The organism is Acinetobacter johnsonii CIP 64.6, assembly GCF_000368045.1.
Lineage (GTDB): Bacteria > Pseudomonadota > Gammaproteobacteria > Pseudomonadales > Moraxellaceae > Acinetobacter > Acinetobacter johnsonii.
In genome coordinates, this window is sequence record NZ_KB849236.1 from 657,230 (window position 1) to 674,874 (window position 17,645).

General features: G+C 42.1%; 17 protein-coding genes and 1 tRNA gene. 15 read left to right on the forward strand and 3 right to left on the reverse strand.

The window, feature by feature from the left end:
• The first annotated feature begins 57 nt into the window (after positions 1-57).
• From F986_RS14330 to F986_RS14375, 10 genes are all read left to right on the forward strand, one after another.
• Positions 58-513, forward strand: a complete 456-nt coding sequence (locus F986_RS14330) for a SixA phosphatase family protein (protein ID WP_004696262.1) — start codon at positions 58-60, stop codon at positions 511-513.
• Positions 514-542: 29 nt separating this feature from the next.
• Positions 543-1,682 (forward strand): type II secretion system protein GspL, encoded by a 1,140-nt coding sequence (gene gspL, locus F986_RS14335; RefSeq protein WP_004696264.1) that lies wholly within the window; start codon positions 543-545, stop codon positions 1,680-1,682.
• Complete coding sequence (gspM, locus tag F986_RS14340; RefSeq protein ID WP_004696266.1) at positions 1,682-2,161, forward strand: type II secretion system protein GspM; 480 nt, start codon at positions 1,682-1,684, stop codon at positions 2,159-2,161. The genes gspL and gspM overlap by 1 nt, the downstream gene beginning before the upstream one ends.
• Positions 2,162-2,251: 90 nt before the next feature.
• Complete coding sequence (locus tag F986_RS14345) at positions 2,252-3,262, forward strand: quinone-dependent dihydroorotate dehydrogenase (RefSeq protein WP_004696268.1); 1,011 nt, start codon at positions 2,252-2,254, stop codon at positions 3,260-3,262.
• Positions 3,259-3,843 carry a CvpA family protein gene (locus tag F986_RS14350; protein WP_004696270.1) on the forward strand — a complete coding sequence of 195 codons (585 nt, stop codon included), beginning with the start codon at positions 3,259-3,261 and terminating at the stop codon, positions 3,841-3,843. Before F986_RS14345 ends, F986_RS14350 begins: the two co-directional genes overlap by 4 nt.
• A 24-nt stretch (positions 3,844-3,867) precedes the next feature.
• The gene (purF, locus tag F986_RS14355) at positions 3,868-5,403 is read left to right on the forward strand and encodes an amidophosphoribosyltransferase (protein WP_004696272.1); all 1,536 of its coding nucleotides are present in this window, start codon (positions 3,868-3,870) and stop codon (positions 5,401-5,403) included.
• Between the two features lie 87 nt (positions 5,404-5,490).
• Positions 5,491-7,377 carry a M48 family metalloprotease gene (locus F986_RS14360; RefSeq protein WP_004696274.1) on the forward strand — a complete coding sequence of 629 codons (1,887 nt, stop codon included), beginning with the start codon at positions 5,491-5,493 and terminating at the stop codon, positions 7,375-7,377.
• A gap of 132 nt (positions 7,378-7,509) precedes the next feature.
• Positions 7,510-8,175, forward strand: a complete 666-nt coding sequence (locus F986_RS14365) for a hypothetical protein (protein WP_004696276.1) — start codon at positions 7,510-7,512, stop codon at positions 8,173-8,175.
• 2 nt (positions 8,176-8,177) lie between these two features.
• Positions 8,178-9,146: a 2-hydroxyacid dehydrogenase gene (locus F986_RS14370; protein ID WP_004696278.1), complete on the forward strand. Its 969-nt coding sequence runs from the start codon at positions 8,178-8,180 to the stop codon at positions 9,144-9,146.
• Positions 9,147-9,230: 84 nt separating this feature from the next.
• A complete protein-coding gene (locus tag F986_RS14375) occupies positions 9,231-10,670 on the forward strand; it encodes a M48 family metalloprotease (protein ID WP_004696280.1) in 1,440 nt (479 codons plus the stop codon).
• 158 nt (positions 10,671-10,828) lie between these two features.
• Here F986_RS14375 and F986_RS14380 read toward each other — a convergent pair whose 3' ends face one another.
• Together F986_RS14380 and rpsU are read right to left on the reverse strand one after the other, a co-directional pair.
• Positions 10,829-11,275 (reverse strand): GatB/YqeY domain-containing protein, encoded by a 447-nt coding sequence (locus F986_RS14380; RefSeq protein ID WP_004696282.1) that lies wholly within the window; start codon positions 11,273-11,275, stop codon positions 10,829-10,831.
• 33 nt (positions 11,276-11,308) lie between these two features.
• Entirely contained in the window at positions 11,309-11,524 is a 216-nt protein-coding gene (gene rpsU / locus F986_RS14385) for a 30S ribosomal protein S21 (protein WP_001136722.1), read from the reverse strand.
• Between the two features lie 146 nt (positions 11,525-11,670).
• On the opposite strand from rpsU, the gene tsaD reads away from it, so the two are divergent.
• Both tsaD and F986_RS14395 read left to right on the forward strand, forming a co-directional pair.
• On the forward strand, positions 11,671-12,687 hold the full coding sequence (tsaD, locus tag F986_RS14390) for a tRNA (adenosine(37)-N6)-threonylcarbamoyltransferase complex transferase subunit TsaD (protein ID WP_004696284.1): 1,017 nt from the start codon (positions 11,671-11,673) through the stop codon (positions 12,685-12,687).
• A gap of 570 nt (positions 12,688-13,257) precedes the next feature.
• Positions 13,258-13,908, forward strand: coding sequence for an isochorismatase family protein (locus F986_RS14395; RefSeq protein WP_004696286.1), 651 nt, complete (start codon positions 13,258-13,260; stop codon positions 13,906-13,908).
• A gap of 161 nt (positions 13,909-14,069) precedes the next feature.
• Here the strand turns inward: F986_RS14395 and F986_RS14400 are convergent, their stop codons facing one another.
• A complete protein-coding gene (locus tag F986_RS14400) occupies positions 14,070-14,942 on the reverse strand; it encodes an ATP-binding protein (protein WP_004696288.1) in 873 nt (290 codons plus the stop codon).
• A gap of 204 nt (positions 14,943-15,146) precedes the next feature.
• Between F986_RS14400 and F986_RS14405 the strand changes: the two genes are divergently transcribed.
• From F986_RS14405 to F986_RS14415, 3 genes are all read left to right on the forward strand, one after another.
• On the forward strand, positions 15,147-16,658 hold the full coding sequence (locus F986_RS14405; RefSeq protein WP_004696290.1) for a DUF3336 domain-containing protein: 1,512 nt from the start codon (positions 15,147-15,149) through the stop codon (positions 16,656-16,658).
• The gene (locus tag F986_RS14410; protein WP_004696293.1) at positions 16,633-17,457 is read left to right on the forward strand and encodes a protein kinase domain-containing protein; all 825 of its coding nucleotides are present in this window, start codon (positions 16,633-16,635) and stop codon (positions 17,455-17,457) included. The genes F986_RS14405 and F986_RS14410 overlap by 26 nt, the downstream gene beginning before the upstream one ends.
• Before the next feature lie 107 nt (positions 17,458-17,564).
• A tRNA-Leu gene (locus F986_RS14415) sits at positions 17,565-17,645 on the forward strand.

Consider the following 17,645-nt stretch of genomic DNA (forward strand, 5'->3'; position numbering starts at 1 on the left):
TGACTGAATTGTCATAAAAATTAATTAAAATAATCAGGATTTGAATAAGGATTTTTTATGCAACTGACTTTGGTCCGTCATGGCGAAGCTGCACCACCGATCATGGGGAATGACACTAAACGCCCACTCACTGAACGTGGGCATGCACAGGCAGAGCAAACTGCTGACTTTTTAAAGTCACGGATTCAACCTGATGTCTTTGTGGTTAGCCCATTGCTGCGTGCACAAGAAACATTGGCGCACATTAAAGAGCACTTTGTGGATGTGCCTGTTGTAATTTGCAATACTATTAAGCCAGATGATGATGCAAAAGCGGCTGTGGAATGGTTATCACATTTGCCGTATGAGTCTATTGTGGTGGTGTGCCATATGAATGTGGTGGCGCATATGGCCTCGATTTTGGTGACAGAATTTTTCAATCCTTATGCTTTGGCCGAAGCGCGGATTTATGAGCAAGCAGTTATCGCGGAAGGCTTGTCGACACAAACAAAAGCATTTATACCTAGCATATAAAAACCAATTAAAACGGCAGAATATAATACATGTTGCAAATTTGGATGCCCGAAGCCGATGGAACATGGCACTGGTCTATAGGCGAAAGATGGCAATCTGCTCATACACTTGAGCAATTGATCCAAGATATACAAGCGCATCATGGTGAGGAAGCAACTGTTTTCTTTCCAAGCCGTGATGTGCAAATTATTCAGCAAAATATGCCTAAGGCCCAATACAAGCAGTTGGGGGCTGAAGGTGTGAAGTATTTGCTGGAAGAATATACATTGAGCTCAATCGAACAGATGAAAGTATTACATCACTTTCAAGCGCCTGAGCAACTCACTGTTTTGGGTATCTCAAAGCATCGTTTAGAGACTTTGCAGCATGCCTTGAGTTTGATTCCTGTGAAGCTAGTCAGTCTATTGCCTGATTTTCTGATTTTGCCTGTACCTGACGCAGAGCAGGTAATCTTGGGTTGTATTGAAGAGCGACTCTTATTTCGCTCTAATACTTGGTTGGGCGGATCAATTGATGATCTTGCTGTATTTTTAGATTATCAAGCAGCCAATCAAAAATATAAAATTTGTAACTTTAGTGCTTCGCACATGCATAGCTTAAACGCCAGTGTGACGCAGGAGCAGCTTGAGTCTTTCCATTATGAATGGGCGGCATTGCCAAGAGCAAAACAACATCCATGGAATCTTTTGCCGAAGGTGAGAGAGCAACATGTTTCAACGGGTTATTGGAAAGCCTGTGCAGCGGTATTGGCTGCATTGATTGTGACGCAATTGACCTATGATGCGACGCGTTGGTATCAAAATAAAAAGCTTGCAGAGCAAGTGGCTGTTCAGGCGGTCGATCAATTTAAATATTGGTTTGGTGCGAACTATCCTGTGACCGAGCAAACCCTGCGAAGCCAGTTTGAATATCAACTGAAGATGAATAAACAAGCGGATGCGCAAGCTTTGTCTTTATTGAGTCGCGTTGGGCCTGTGCTCATGCAACAGCAAATTGTGGCGAATCAGGTGGTGTATGAAGCGAATAGCCTAAATATGCAACTTAAAGCCAATTCGGCAGAGGCTTTACAAACACTCACTCAGCAGCTTAATCAACAGGGTTTTCAGGTTGAGTTAGGTAATATTCAGCCGACCACGGGTGGGGCAATTGGAATGGTGAAAATACAATAATGAAAGCCATGCAAAATTTACAAACAGTTGTGGATCAGCGTTTAGAGCTGATCAGTACTTATTTTGATCGTCTTACACCGCGCGACCGTGTATTAGCCATCTTCTTGCTCATTTTCGTATTGGTGAGCTCGATAGGGGCTGCACTTTGGTATACCCATGCTGCGGCAGAGAAACAGCAAAAACGCGTGAACCAGCTCAAAGAAACCATGACATGGATGCAGAGCAATGCAGTCACCATGAAATCGAGCTCAGATGGTCAACTAACCCCGATGGAACAGATCCAGCGTATTGCACAGCAGCAAGGTTTGTCGGTTGCTTCGCAGCAGAATGCTGAACAAATTCAGTTGGTGGTAAGCCATGCAAACTATGTGGTGTTGGCCAACTTTTTGACCCAACTAACGCAAAATGGTTTGAGTATTGAAAAAATGGAGTTGGTCTCAGATGCAGGGCAGATTAAATTATCGGCTAGCGTTAAATAATCGCTAAAAATAAAGCCAGACGAAGCATGGTGTTTTAGCGAGGCTATGCCTATAATATGGCGACTTAAAAAGCAGTAGACTTTTACAGATATGTTGTATTCTCTTGCCCGCCCTTTGTTGTTTACTTTAGCACCAGAGCGTGCACATGAGCTAACACTATCGCTATTGAAATCAACGCATAAGCTAGGCTTAATGCGTCAAAATATAGCGGCTAAACCGGTGACATGTATGGGCATCGAGTTCCCCAATCCTGTAGGTTTGGCTGCTGGTCTAGATAAAAATGGTGCTTATATTGACGCACTGGCAGGTCTAGGGTTTGGTTTTATTGAAATTGGAACCATTACTCCGCGTCCACAGCAGGGCAATCCTCTACCGCGTTTATTCCGTATTCCACAAGCTAAAGCCATTATTAACCGTATGGGTTTTAACAACGCTGGTGTGGATCAACTGATTGAAAATGTCAAAGCGGCAAAGTTTAAAGGTGTTTTGGGGATTAATATCGGTAAAAATGCGGATACCCCAGTCGAAAAAGCAGTAGATGACTATCTCATTTGTTTAGAAAAAGTCTATAACTATGCGTCTTATATTACCGTCAACATTTCTTCTCCAAATACTAAAAACCTGCGTAGTTTGCAAAGTGGTGATGCTTTAACCGAGCTACTAGAGACGCTGAAAAAACGTCAGTTAGAGTTGGCTGAAGAGCAGCAGCATTATGTACCCTTGGTGCTGAAAGTTGCGCCGGATTTGGAAGCGGAAGATATTCAATTTATTGCGAAACAACTGCTTCAGTTTAAAATTGATGGGTTGATTGTGACCAATACGACTTTGTCTCGTGAAGGGGTGGAAAACTTACCTTTTAGTGATGAAGCGGGTGGTTTATCTGGTGCGCCTGTGTTTGAGAAAAGTACAGCGTGTTTAAAAGCCTTTGCTGAGGTTTTAAAAGGTCAGATTCCTTTGATTGGTGTGGGTGGGATTTTGTCGGGTGAGCAGGCGCTTGCAAAACAAAATGCAGGGGCAAACCTTGTACAAGTTTATAGTGGCCTCATCTATATAGGACCAACCTTAATTCAAGACTGCGTCTCTGCAATGAAAACAACATGAATGCCATTGATATCTTCATATTGATTGTATTGCTCATTGGAGGGCTCAACGGTTTGCGTCAAGGATTTGTTAAAGCCTTTGCGAACTTGATAGGATGGATTTTAGCGCTGATTGTTGGTGCTAAATTTGCAAGCGTTCTAGCACCTTCGATGGTCTCACTCAGTGAAGATCCAGTGGTTCAAAAAATTGCAGCTTTTGCATTTATTGTATTGGTTATTGTGGTTTTGACGTGGATAGTCACGGCATTACTGAATAACATATTGAAGAGTTTAAAACTCGGGCCTTTGAATCGATTAGCCGGCGGTGCTTTTGGTTCATTAAAAGGGTTGTTAATTGTTCTGATTACGATGCAAGGTGTCGGGTCTTGGGTTGAAAGCTCTCCATATTGGAGACAATCCAAATTTGTCCAAACACTTTTGCCTTACGCGCCTTGGGCGATGGAGCTTTCTAAAGAGGCTGCAAGCGAGGCGATGTCACATATCAAGTCTAAAGATACACATGTATCTTCAGATTCTTCACCGAAAATTTCCTCGAAAAATGCTGAGGGACAGGGTGAGTCAACAAATAATCCTTTTTATTAATCCTAGCTTGTCTGCGAGGTTGCTATGTGTGGAGTAGTTGGTATAGCTGGTAAATCAGCTGTTAACCAAATGTTGTTTGATGCATTAACGATGTTACAACATCGTGGGCAAGATGCAGCTGGGATAGTAACCTGCCACGAAGGTCGTTTATTCTTACGTAAAGACAATGGCATGGTTCGTGATGTGTTCCACACTCGCCATATGCGTGCATTACAAGGTAACTATGGTATTGGGCATGTGCGTTATCCAACGGCGGGTTCATCGAGCAGCGCTGAAGCGCAGCCCTTCTATGTGAACTCACCTTACGGGATCACGTTAGCGCATAATGGTAACTTAACCAATGCTGAAGAAATTCATGACGACCTGTTTAAAACAGACTTACGTCATATGAATACGGATTCAGACTCAGAAGTACTGTTAAACGTGTTTGCGCATGAGTTGCAAAAACGCGGCAAATTGATGCCTACAGCAGACGACATTTTTCATGTGGTGAGTAAAGTACATGAGCGCTGTAAAGGTGGTTATGCTGTAGTTGCAATGCTTACTGGGCATGGCTTGGTGGGTTTCCGTGATCCAAATGGTATTCGTCCACTGATTTATGGTTCGCGTGAAACTGATGCAGGTATGGAATATATCATTGCATCTGAGTCTGTCGCTATTACGGCACTCGGCTTTAAAGTTGAGCGTGATATTGCGCCGGGTGAAGCGATTTTTATCGACTCACAAGGACAGATGTTTACCAAGCAGTGTGCTGAAGCGCCTGAATACCGCCCATGTATTTTTGAATATGTTTACTTTGCGCGTCCAGATGCGATCATTGATGGCATCTCAGTCTACAAAGCACGTTTAAAAATGGGCGAAAAGCTTGCTCAGAAAATCCTGACAGAGTGGAGTGAAGAGCACGATATCGATGTCGTGATCCCAATTCCAGATACCTCGCGTACCTCTGCACTTGAACTTGCAAATATGCTGGGCGTGAAGTTCCGCGAAGGCTTTATGAAGAACCGCTACATCGGGCGTACCTTCATTATGCCGGGTCAGCAATTACGTAAGAAATCAGTGCGTCAAAAGTTGAACCCTGTTGAACTTGAGTTCCAAGGCAAAAATGTACTTTTGGTGGATGACTCGATTGTACGTGGTACGACGTGTAACGAAATTATCCAAATGGCACGTGATGCGGGTGCGAAAAAAGTCTTCTTTGCTTCTGCTGCGCCGATGGTGAAATATCCAAACGTGTATGGCATTGATATGCCAGCAAAAGAAGAGTTGATTGCATCTGAGCGTACCGTTGAAGAAATTCGTGAAATTATTGGTGCAGATCGTCTAATTTTCCAAGATTTGGAAGACTTAAAAGCCGCTGTGCGCACCAGCAAAGTACCAGATTTACAAGAGTTTGATTGCTCGGTATTTGATGGTAAATATGTTGCTGGTGGTATCGATGAAGCTTATTTAGATGAATTACAAGCGAAACGTCGTGAAACATCGAAAAAGAAAGACAGCTATATTGATGTCAATATTGATGCAGCTTCCGTTGATTTGACGGGTGTGAAAGAAGTCTAATTGATTTAGATTTGAGAAAAGCGGGAGTTTCCCGCTTTTTTCATTTATGATGGATTGATTCAAACAATGTAAGAAAAAGGATTTACATTGAAGGGTGTAAGTTATTCAATCATAAAGAATAAAAATATGTTGTGGTCTGCCAGTATCTGCTTGCTTGCGGTACTTTTGTCGCTATTTATTTTAAATACTGTGGCTGGACTGCTGGTTTTTTATTTTGATTCGAGTCAAAGCATTTTTTGGCATAGCTTGAGTATTTATATCATTGGTTTATTGCTCTTGGTGATGAGCTATTCCGTGGTGTATGAACTGTATGTGTTCCGTTCAGGCGGACACAGTCTGGCCAAGCAACTGCGTGCACGACGTTTAAGTTTGATTGAAAGTACACCAGAAGAAAGTATTGCGCTGAAAATTACAGAAAAACTAGCTGATACTTTTTTAATTGAAACACCTGCTGTCTATGTTTTGCCCGATGAGGTGGGGGTAAATGCCTTAACCGCTGGTTTTTATCCCAAAGATATTGCGATTATTTTAACGTGGGGCGCCCTGCAAAATCTTGATGAACTTGAGCTGACGGGGTTATTGAATCATGAGTTCAATCAAATTTTATCAGGTGAGACTGCTGAAAATACACGGTTAAAAATTTTATATAGTGCTCTCACGACCTTTAGTCAGTGGGGCAGTAAAATTGCTAAATTGGGATTTTCAACTCATCATAAAAAGTCACAAAGTTTTGAAACGACTTTTGTTGCAACAGGTGGTTTGATTTGGTTGGTCGGAAGTTTGGGGGTGCTGGTTACACGCTGTATTAAATTTCTGACGTTGGGGGGGCGTACTTTAAAAAATGATATGAAAACACGTCGTCTGATGCAAAATGATGCCAATATTCAAACCCTCATGCGTATCTATGTACATCACGCAGGTTCACAAATTCACAGTGAATACTCTGAGTCGATAGCACACATGTGTTTTGCCAACTCATTAAGTGCACAAAGTTGGATGAATATTCATCCAAGCATTGAAGAGCGTATTTATGAAATGAATCCGAATTTGGTTCAAGACATACAGTTGGAAAACCTAGAAAAACTGCGCAACCGTCCGTTATTTGGTTTGTTTCGTTCCCTAGAAGAGCAGTACGCGGATTTCCAAGCCCCTTGGACTTCACCGCAGCCTTTGCCTTTATTACGATTGTCTCCGATTAGTTTTGCCATTAAAGATGCGATTAAACCGCTTAACCCTGAAGTACGTGCGCATATTGAACGTCCAGAGCTAATTCAGCGTGCTTTACAGACCTCAACAGGTTCACGCGAGCTGATGGTCGCGATTTTGATGATTCGCCAATTCCGTGAGTTTATTCCTGCTGAGGCTGAAGTCAGTCGTGCCATTGTTGATTCATTGTTAAACCTAGATGGTCGTGTTCATATTTCAATTTTCCATGAGGCATGCCGAAATATTGGTGGCATGCCAGCAACAATTGCACGCCAGTTTTTATTAAAGTTGGCGAGGATTATTCAAGAAGACGGTGAAATTGGACTGTTAGATGCGCTGTTACTCGAACGAGTTAAGTTTGAGCTGAATCTGTTGCCTGTACATACACCTGCGGCCCTAGATGAAGTTAAACCGCAGATTGTACGTTTAATTGATGCTTTGTTACATGTGCAACAAATCAATAGTGAAACACAGCTGGAAGTACGAGAGAAAATTTTACGTCGCGTTTTAACTGTGCAAGAGTTGGAGCAGTATGCGGAAATTTCAGATGAGCCGATTGATCTGGCTGAAATTTTAAATGATATGGCGGGGCTGCTGCTGCGGGATCGGTTGAGTATTTTGGGAGTGGCTGAAATTTGTCTATGGAATGACCGCATTATTACTCAAGATGAGCAGGATGTTTTGGAGTTGCTCTATTGGCGTCTCGGTTTTGACAGTGAAGAGATCGTTGAACAAATGCAAAAGAAGAATCGCTTGATGATTGTTTAATTGAGTGGTGAATTTGGCCTTGAGCATGTTCTTGATATTTGCCTAGTGTCTATGCGAATAAAATGTGAAAAGAACAGCATCTCTAGGCATTTCTCGATAGAATATGCACTGAATGAAGTGTGAAGGTATAAGATGATCGGGCATCAGCGTGAGGTTTTGGCGAGTTTAGGAATTGATTTGTGGGTTCCAGATTTTTTGCCGTCTCAACAAAATGTAGCCACATCGATCTGGCGAGATCAAAGCGCGACTGAGATTATTTCTGAAATTGTGCGACCTCAATCTCAGCCCGAAGCCAAAAGCATTCCTGAACCTCCACTTGTACAGAATAAGCTTCCACATCCAGCGCCTCCTGCTGAAATTGCAACGCAGCCGATTGAACAAGAAGTTGTTACAGGATTAAAAGAAGAAATTGTCCGAGAGGCCATCCATGTTGAGGCTTTTCAGTTGCAAGCTGTTTCCTTGGAGCACTGCGCCTTGGTCATTGAAGCGACACAATTGAGCGTGGAGCAGCAACAGCTGTGGCAAAATATTGTGCAAGCCTTACCTGCGCAAAAGTATGCGCTGAATTGGCCTTTTCCTTTGTTGAATTTCCAAGATGGGCGCGGCGTTCAGAGTTATATTCAAGGTTTCATTGATGGTGTAAGTCAGGGTAAAACTGTTATTGCATTGGGCTTTATACCAAATGCTAATAGTATAAAAGTCACACAATCAGCAAGCTTACAAGAAATGCTTGATCAGCCATTACTTAAAAAAGCCCTGTGGCACATGATGCGAGCAAAACAACAAAATATGGAATAGGTATGAAGCAGAAAGTCGTTGTTTTTAGTCAAATAGATGCAGAAGTATTACAGTGCTTAGAGCAGCGTTATCACGTGGTGGTCATCAACCCGAAAGCAGGTGATGTAAATACGCAAATCCGTGAGCAAGTTGCGGATGCGGATGCCATGATTGGTGCAGGGCGTTTACTGAATCAAAACAACCTAAAAACTGCGAAACAGCTCAAAATTATATCTAGTGTCAGTGTTGGCTATGACAATTATGATCTGAACTACTTAAACCAAGCAAAAATTTGGCTCAGCCACACCCCTCATGTGCTGACTGAAACCACTGCCGATTTGGCCTTTACGTTGTTGATGAGTGCGGCGCGTCAAGTGCCTTATTTGGATCAATGGACCAAAACAGGTCAGTGGTCGCGTACTGTCGGGCAGGCACAATTTGGTCAGGAAATTTTTGGTCAAACATTGGGTATTATTGGCTTAGGAAATATTGGTGCGGCAATTGCGCGACGTGGTTTTCATGGTTTTAATATGAATATTTTGTATCACGGGCGCCGAGAAAAATTAGAATTGGCACAACCCTTAAATGCACGTTTTTGCGAATTAGATGAGCTGTTAGAGCAATCGGACTTCATTGTCGTGGCGGTTGATCTAAACGCCAATACGCAGCATTTGATTGATGCAGAAGCTTTTAAGAAAATGCAATCTCATGCTGTTTTTGTAAATATTTCGCGTGGTGCCGTGGTGGATGAGCAGGCACTTATTCGGGCCTTGGAGCAAAAGCAAATTTTTGCAGCAGGTTTGGATGTTTATGAGAAAGAACCCTTGCAAGATTCGGCACTGTTCCAGCTTCACAACGTAGTGACGTTACCGCATGTCGGTTCAGCAACCTCCGTAACACGTAAAAAAATGGCAGAGTTGGCTTACCAAAACTTGGTGAAAGCATTGGAAGGTGGTCAACCTCAATATGTGGTGAATCCTGAATTTAGATAAAAATTTGATAACACTTCATTGCATTTTCATTCAATTATCAATGTTATAGTCATTCGATTCCTTTAAATAAAGTTGGGGTGAGGGTTGAAGCGTTTTCTGTGTGCGTGCAGTTTAAGTCTTATTTCGACTGTTGGTTTTGCAGAAGGTCAATTTCTTACGAATGCTCCACAGTTTAATGTGCCTGAGATTGGTTCAGGTATAGGTTTTATTGATCAATATAATGAGCGCTATATTGGTGAAAAAGTTTATCGTGAAGTGCAGCGTCAGCTACCTGTTACGCAAAATCCGTGGCTAGAAGATCAACTGATGAATGCTTTTTCAAGCATTTTGAGTCAAACCCAGCTTGGTCAACCCATTGGTCTGGTGGTCATTAATGACCCGCAAATTAATGCCTTTGCAGTTCCGGGCGGATTGTTTGCATTAAACGCTGGTTTGATTACCAATGCCAATAATATGGATGAAGTTGCCGGCGTAATGGCGCACGAAATTGCGCACGTCACACAGCGGCATTACAGCCGCTCGCAAGAGGCATTTAAGGGGCAGGGATTACTCGCGCTGGCAGGGATTTTGGTTGGTGCTTTGGTTGCGTCTCAAGCTGATGGTGATGTCGGTTCTGCAGTCATGGTCGGTACGCAAGCCGCACTCATGGACAAGCAGTTGTCCTATAGTCGTAACCAAGAGCGTGAAGCTGACCGTATAGGGATGCAGTACATGTATAGTGCTGGTTATAACCCGCAAAGTATGGCTGATTTTTTTGAAGTGATGCACCGTTCAACCAGTCGAGTAAGTTTTTTACCTGACTTTTGGTTCACACACCCACTCACGACTGAGCGGATGAGTGAGGCAAGACTTAGAGCGAATCAATTGCCTAAAGTGAAATCTACTTGGCGTGATGAAGACTTTGAGATCTTGAAGCTGTATACCATGGTGATCTCGAATCAGGCGACAGAACAGCAACTACAGATGCTGGTGAGTCGTAATAGTTATGCAGCACAACTGGCTTTGGCTAGTTTTTACCTCAAACAAGGTGACTATAAACTTGCTCAGCAAGTGTTAGATCAGGCTAAGTCGCATCAGAAACTACATAATCTACAAACCTTGATTCAAACTGATATCTTGCTTGGACAAAATCAGGTAAATGAAGCCCTTGCTGTGATTCAATCACCTACGAGCATCATGCCTGAAAATCGGGCTTTAAATTATAAATTGGCTGAAGTTTATATTCGTCAGAATCGACCTGAGCTTGCGCAGCCTGTACTCAATCGGTTTTTGAAAAATAATCCGCGTGATGTGAATGCGTGGAGACTGATGCAACAAGCCGCGAGTTTAGATAAAAAGTCGCCAATGCATACCATTAATGTTTTGCGCTATCGGGCTGAAGTGCAGTTTTGGTCGGGCTTTGAAGAAGAAGCGATTAAATCTTTATTGCATGCTCAGCGTTTAGCGAAAGATAATGAATCAATGTCAGCGACCATTAAAACGCGTTTAACCCAAATGCAAAAGGATCGACAATTTAGAGCTTAGAAAAGTGGTATTGCAAATAGAGGGATAAAACAGAGATGAGTCAGGAATTGTTTTAAAGCTGAGAATGAATAGATAAAATAATAATTTTTATAGAAACTAAAACTTTGAACTGCCTTTTTTAAGGTCAGTTCAACGTAATCGATTTAAAGATTTTTAAATTAAGCCAGTTTTGCTTTAATTTTTGCTGAAACTTGAGAAGGATCGGCGCGCCCGGCTATGAGCGGACGCAGAGAATTCATCACCTTACCCATATCTTTCATGCTAGTAGCTTCTTGCGCTGCAATCGTTTGCGCAATCATGGAATCAAGTTCTTCCTCAGTCATAGCTTCTGGTAGAAATTGAGATAAAACCTCAAGTTCGGCTTGTTCCTTACTAGCTAAATCTTCTCGACCAGCGCCTTCAAAGGCTTTGATCGATTCTTTACGTTGTTTAATTTGTTTTTCAATGACCGCAAGAACTTGAGCGTCGTCAAGTTCTTTGCGCTCATCGACTTCGATTTGCTTAATTGCCGCCTGTAGACCACGAATTACCGTTAACTTATCCATTTCTTTAGCACGCATAGTTGCTTTCAAAACATCCGTGATTTGGTCTTTTAAAGTCGTCATTATTTAATCCAGGCAGTCAATCACAAATTAATCTTAGTAAAGGCGAGTCGTACGTACTGATTCACGTGCCAATTTCTTTTGGTAGCGTTTAACAGCAGCAGCTTTTTTGCGCTTACGTTCTTGAGTTGGTTTCTCGTAGAATTCACGCTTACGTACGTCAGCTAGAACACCCGCTTTTTCGCATGAACGTTTGAAACGACGGATAGCTACGTCTACTGGTTCGCCTTCTTTCAATTTAACTTGTGGCATGAAGAATCCTCATAAAGTTATGGATAAGATCGCAGGCCGAATGCCTGTGATCACAAGTGAAGGTCAGTATTTTACTCATTTACATCTCATACCACAAGCATATAATAGTGACTGCAATAGAATTGATACAGGTTATAGGCAGTTTAATGATCGTTTTAGGCTTGGAAACGTCGTGTGATGAAACAGGACTTGCGCTGTATGACAGCGAGTTGGGTTTACGCGGGCAGGTGCTTTATAGCCAGATTAAACTGCATGCAGAATATGGCGGTGTGGTTCCAGAGCTGGCGTCACGTGATCATGTGCGTAAACTGATTCCATTAATGAATGAATTATTGGAGCAAACTGACGTCAAAAAATCGGAAATTGATGCCATTGCCTATACACGTGGGCCAGGTTTAATGGGCGCATTAATGACAGGTGCGTTGTTTGGTCGAACTTTGGCCTTTGCATTGAACAAACCGGCAATTGGTGTTCATCATATGGAGGGGCATATGCTCGCACCATTGTTGTCTGAAACAGCGCCAGAATTTCCATTTGTGGCGCTGTTGGTCTCTGGTGGGCATTCACAACTGATGGCAGCCTATGGCATTGGCCAGTATGAATTGCTGGGTGAATCGATTGATGATGCAGCCGGAGAAGCATTCGATAAAGTGGCGAAAATGATGGGTCTGCCCTATCCAGGTGGGCCAAACATTTCCAAACTGGCTGAACAAGGCAATCCTGCTGCTTTTGCTTTCCCACGTCCAATGCTCCATCAAGGGCTGGAATTCTCATTTAGCGGTTTAAAAACTGCTGTATCTGTACAAATGAAAAAACTGGGTGATGAAAACCGTGATGCAGATATTGCAGCAAGTTTTCAGGAAGCCATTGTCGATACCTTGGTGAAAAAGTCAGTTAAAGCATTGAAACAGACGGGCTTGAAGCGTTTAGTGATTGCCGGTGGTGTCAGTGCCAACAAACGCTTACGTGAGCGTTTAGAAGCAGATTTAGCCAAAATTAAAGCGACTGTTTATTATGCAGAACCGGCACTCTGTACTGATAATGGCGCGATGATTGCCTTTGCCGGTTATCAGCGTTTAAAAGCAGGGCAACAGGATGGCTTGGCGGTGACGACGACACCACGCTGGCCAATGACTGAGTTGACCAATCCCAGTGAAGTCTAAGATTTTCATTTGATGAGCTTAAAGCCCGACGAAATGTTGGGCTTTTTTACATTTAGGTCTTTATCACAAGGCTTTTCAAAAAACGCTGCTTAGACTTTAAAAATATTTTTTGACTTACTTAAATGTAGCTTAGCATCAAGTTAAAAGTATTTACCCATAGGTTTATCCATAGAAATTGGGGATAAGTATGCCTAGCGTAGTTTTTGATTGATCTCAAAAGATTAAAACTTTGAGTATTTTGACTTCAATTGAAATTCTATTTTATATGGTTTTAAGGTATTGATTAATATTAAGAGTTTGTATTTTTCTTAAGTTTTTATTTCTATACGAGGATAAAACTCAAAGCCACGAAGGCCAATTACAACACGTAACATGATTTAGCTTCCTGAGCTTAAGGATATTCTTTAGTTTATATGAAAGGCAGATATAGATTTTCTTAAAAAATATCTTGGTCGTATAAACCTCAAAGCTATGACGGTCTGTTTTAGGAACTTTCATTACAACAATGGAAGTACATAATTAGAAGAAAATTTTAGAGGTGTTACCCATGGCGGCTACTATACTAATGGAATGCTAGACCCTGATGATTCGATAATTCTACTGATTGATCGTCAAAGTGGACTTTTTAATACCGTACGCGATGTACCTGTACCCGACTTACGCAATTATGTGATTGCAATTGCAAAAGCGGCAACTTTATTAAATATACCTGTAATTACCACTGCATCTGTACCTGACGGCCCTAATGGTCCTTTAATTCCTGAAATTCACCACTTTGCTCCGCATGCAGTTTATGTACCACGGACTGGACAAATTAATACTTGGGACAATCCCTTATTTGTAGATGAAGTTAAAAAAACGGGTAGGAAGACACTGATTATTGCTGGAACGCTGACCAGTGTATGTATGACTTTCCCTGCTGTAAGCGCTCGTAAAGAAGGTTATAACGTCTATTGTCTTGTGGATGCATCAGGTAACTGGAGCAAGTTAGCCACAGATACATCAATTGCTCGTGTGACCCAAGCGGGCGCAATTCCAACCGATACTTTTGTGATTGTGGCCGAGTTAATGCGTACTTGGAACCGTCCAGAAGGCTCCCGTTTTGCTGAAATTCTTTCAGATCATGTCTGCCCAGAATATAAATGCTTAATGGAGAGTTATGCAAAAGCACAAGCTGTGGTTAAAGATGGGCCAGAAACAAACTTAGATAAATATCAATAATCAGATCAAACCGATTTGAACTGATATTTATCCCTAATTTTCAAAGAAATAACCCAAATTCTAATGCGAAATTTAGGTTATTTCTTTGATCAGAATGAACTATTAAATATAAAAATAATTGAAATAAAATAGATGCTTAAGCGCCGATCAGTATTTTTATCCTAAAGCTGTTTTAATTGTTGTGAACCGACCCAGTGTTTAGAAAATTGATACGCGGCACGTCCAGAGCGTTGTCCACGCGCTTGACACCAACGAAGCGCTTCGGCTCGTACCATATCGTCCATGGAGATTTGAGCTTTTGCTAAGTAGTGCTGCACAATGTCCAAATATAAGTTTTGATCCATTGGATAAAAAGACAGCCATAATCCAAAACGATCGGAGAGTGAAATTTTTTCTTCAATCGCTTCTTGTGGATGTAGTTCAGTGTACTGCGGTACGTCGACTCGAGTCACAGGCGTGTTTTCATGCATAAACTCAGGCAGCAAATGACGACGGTTACTGGTGGCATAGATAATAAAATTACTTGAACCTGACTGCAAAGACCCATCTAGCACACTTTTTAAACTGCGATAGTTTTCATCTTCGGCGTTAAACGCCAAGTCATCACAATACACAATAAACTTTTCAGGACGTTCTGCAATCAGCTTTTGAATTTCAGGCAGTTCGGATAAATCATCACGTTCAATTTCAATCAGCCTTAAGCCTTGCTCTGCGTATTCCGTTAATAAAGCACGCACAATAGAGGACTTGCCTGTCCCGCGAGAGCCCGTCAGCAGAACGTCATTGGCAGGTAAACCATTAAGAAACTGTTCTGTATTTTGCAGTACTTTTTCTTTTTGACGCTCAATGCCTTTTAAATCATTTAATTCGATTCGTTTGAGCTGATGAATGGCTTTTAACTCGCCATTTTCCCATTTAAAGGCAATCGCTGAAAAATCAGGTGCTTGTTTAACTTCTGGTAGGCTTTGCTGTAGTTGTTGGAGTACAGTCGATAGTGCTTCTAAGATATTGTTCGGTAGGTCAATGGTCGCCATGATTAATCAGCTTATAATTACACTTGTCGTCGATCTTAACATCCGATCTAGTCGTATCAAACCCTTAAAGCGGTGCAGATTTGCCAATTTTAGGGTTGAAATGGCAATTGTAATGCTCACATAATTTGCACATAGTCAGTTAGACTGACGGTTGAACGTGTCAGTGAAATTTTAGGAAAACAAAAAAAGTGGGTGAGGATGAATATGTTGTTTAAAGATTTCACACGGGAAATCAACCCGCACCAAGCCTATCGAATCAAAAAACTGAAAAACCAATTGGCTCAGGCAGACAACTATACTGAGTGGAAAAGTATTGCACTTAGAATTGATGAAGAGTCAGGGGCGCAAGAGTGGAAGTATGACAACTGTTCACCTTATTTCGATGCAGAAGTGATTACCCATCGTTTAGGGTTGTTGAAGCGTTATCGTCAACAAAAGCGTACGACCGATTTAATGTACCTGCTACGTGAAGGTCTGAGTTATGACATTGCTAATATTGCTCACCCCATGCTGTTTACTGCAACCTATGTCGGCACCAAGAAAATTATTGAAGACTATATTGAAGAAGTTAGTCGAGGTTTAGCATTTGTAGCATCTACGGATTGCCAGTGTTTAGATAAACAGCAAAAAATTGAATTTTTTCAGCACTGTCAAAAAGCTTTTGGGCAACCAGCCATGATGTTTTCAGGCGGTGCAACATTAGGACTGTTTCATACAGGTGTGTGCAAGGCTTTGCTTGAGCAAGACCTCATGCCAAAAGTGCTGTCTGGTTCAAGTGCTGGTGCCATTATGACAGCGATGCTGGGGCGAGCGACGCCTGCAGAAATGCTGAGCATCTTAAATGGTGAAAACTTTTTCACCGATGCCTTTCAGTTTCGGGGTTTTCGTGAGGTCTTAAAGGGCAATGGCGGCTTAGCGGATGTAAAGCATTTAAAAAACTTTTTAATTGCAAATTTGGGTGACGTTACCTTTGAAGAGGCCTTTAAGCAGTCAGGCTTGTATAACAATGTCGCGGTTGCACCTTATGATGCCTCACAAAATCCGCGCATTATGAATACCTTTACTTCACCTGACTTATTGGTGTGGAGCGCGGTGCTCGCGTCTTGTGCGGTGCCGATTTTATTTCCACCAGTCAAGCTCACCAGTAAACGACATGACGGCTTATATACTCCCTATATGTCTTCTACTCGCTGGGTTGATGGTAGTGTGCGTAGTGATTTCCCTCAGGAAAAAATGGCGCGTTTATACAATTTAAACTACACCATTGCCAGTCAAGTGAATCCGCATGTGGTGCCATTTATGCAGTCGGATGAAGCACGGTTTCGTAAAGATATGTTGAGCTGGCCTGAACGGATTGTACGCCGACAAGGCAAAGTGATTAGTAAAGGGGTGATGGACTTTGCCCGTGAGCGTGTGGGGATGATTCCACCGATCCGCCGTTTACTGGATCATGGCTATGGCGTGGTCGATCAGCGTTATTATGGCGATGTGAACATTGTAGGGAAATATGGCCTGCGTCATTATAGTTATATGCTGCAAAATCCAAGACCACATTTATTTAAACTCTTACAACGTGAAGGTGAACGTGCAACTTGGCCAAAAATCTCAATGATTGAAACACATGCCCGTGTTGGGAAAACCATTCAACATTGTTTAGAGGTCTTAACTGCATTGGATACGGCAGAGATGAATGAATCCGAATTCTTGGCAGTTTAATCGTCAAGAATTAAATGCTCTCGCGACGTCGCTTCATACTCCGACTCAGCGTTTGGGTTGGGGGCGAAGGCTTTATCGCTTTGAAGTTGCAGGGCAGGGGTATTGGTTAAAGTATCAGTCGCTATCAGAGCATGCGGCGCTAATTAAAGGCTTTGACGCTGAACTTGGTTTTTATCAGCATGCACTTGCGATGCTGCAACTGCCAAAGTTCTTGCCTGAAGTGCAAATCCTTGAAAATTTTGAGTTTCACTCAGAGCAGGTGAAAGCCGCACTCATCTTAAAAAATGTTCCATCATTACTTATGGCGAATCCCCGTCAGTTAAGTCGAGATTATGTCATTCATATCATCTTTAAAATGCTGAATGCAGTTGAAGAATTACATCAGATGGGATGGATTCATGCTGATTTAAAAGCTTCACATTTTTTGTTAGACGGTTCTATATGTAAGTTAATTGATTTTGAGCAGAGCCAAAGAATTGGTGAAATAAGCTGTCAAAAGGCTCTAACGGCGACACCGCGCTATATGGCACCTGAATTATTTCATGGTGAAGCAAAGACCGTACAAACCGACCTATATGCACTCGGGATCATTCTACTTGAATGGTTGACTGATCAACGTTTGCAGGCAGCAAGCTACCAAGACTGGGCGTATTTACACTGTCAGTCTTTGAAGATAGCACTTCCAGAACCTTTTCAGGGTTTTAGTCCACTTTTACAGGGACTTTTAGCTAAGCAAAAAAGCCAAAGATGGCAAAATATCATGGCTGCAAAACGATGCTTAATGACTGAAATTGAATGAGAAAAAGCCAAGTATGAAGTTTTTGTTTCTTATTTAATCAAATGAGTGTGTTTTTCTTAAAAATTGCTTGTCATGCGAAAATGATCTCTATAGTATACACAGCCATTGGGGACGTGGCGAAATTGGTAGACGCACTGGATTTAGGTTCCAGCGCCGCAAGGTGTGAGAGTTCGAGTCTCTCCGTCCCC

Coding starts and splice junctions, on each gene's coding strand:
- F986_RS14330 (WP_004696262.1), top strand. CDS start 58: ATGCAACTGACTTTGGTCCGTCATGGCGAAGCTGCACCACCGATCATG.
- gspL (WP_004696264.1), top strand. CDS start 543: ATGTTGCAAATTTGGATGCCCGAAGCCGATGGAACATGGCACTGGTCT.
- gspM (WP_004696266.1), top strand. CDS start 1,682: ATGAAAGCCATGCAAAATTTACAAACAGTTGTGGATCAGCGTTTAGAG.
- F986_RS14345 (WP_004696268.1), top strand. CDS start 2,252: ATGTTGTATTCTCTTGCCCGCCCTTTGTTGTTTACTTTAGCACCAGAG.
- F986_RS14350 (WP_004696270.1), top strand. CDS start 3,259: ATGAATGCCATTGATATCTTCATATTGATTGTATTGCTCATTGGAGGG.
- purF (WP_004696272.1), top strand. CDS start 3,868: ATGTGTGGAGTAGTTGGTATAGCTGGTAAATCAGCTGTTAACCAAATG.
- F986_RS14365 (WP_004696276.1), top strand. CDS start 7,510: ATGATCGGGCATCAGCGTGAGGTTTTGGCGAGTTTAGGAATTGATTTG.
- F986_RS14370 (WP_004696278.1), top strand. CDS start 8,178: ATGAAGCAGAAAGTCGTTGTTTTTAGTCAAATAGATGCAGAAGTATTA.
- F986_RS14380 (WP_004696282.1), bottom strand. CDS start 11,275: ATGACGACTTTAAAAGACCAAATCACGGATGTTTTGAAAGCAACTATG.
- rpsU (WP_001136722.1), bottom strand. CDS start 11,524: ATGCCACAAGTTAAATTGAAAGAAGGCGAACCAGTAGACGTAGCTATC.
- tsaD (WP_004696284.1), top strand. CDS start 11,671: ATGATCGTTTTAGGCTTGGAAACGTCGTGTGATGAAACAGGACTTGCG.
- F986_RS14395 (WP_004696286.1), top strand. CDS start 13,258: ATGCTAGACCCTGATGATTCGATAATTCTACTGATTGATCGTCAAAGT.
- F986_RS14400 (WP_004696288.1), bottom strand. CDS start 14,942: ATGGCGACCATTGACCTACCGAACAATATCTTAGAAGCACTATCGACT.
- F986_RS14405 (WP_004696290.1), top strand. CDS start 15,147: ATGTTGTTTAAAGATTTCACACGGGAAATCAACCCGCACCAAGCCTAT.
- F986_RS14410 (WP_004696293.1), top strand. CDS start 16,633: ATGAATCCGAATTCTTGGCAGTTTAATCGTCAAGAATTAAATGCTCTC.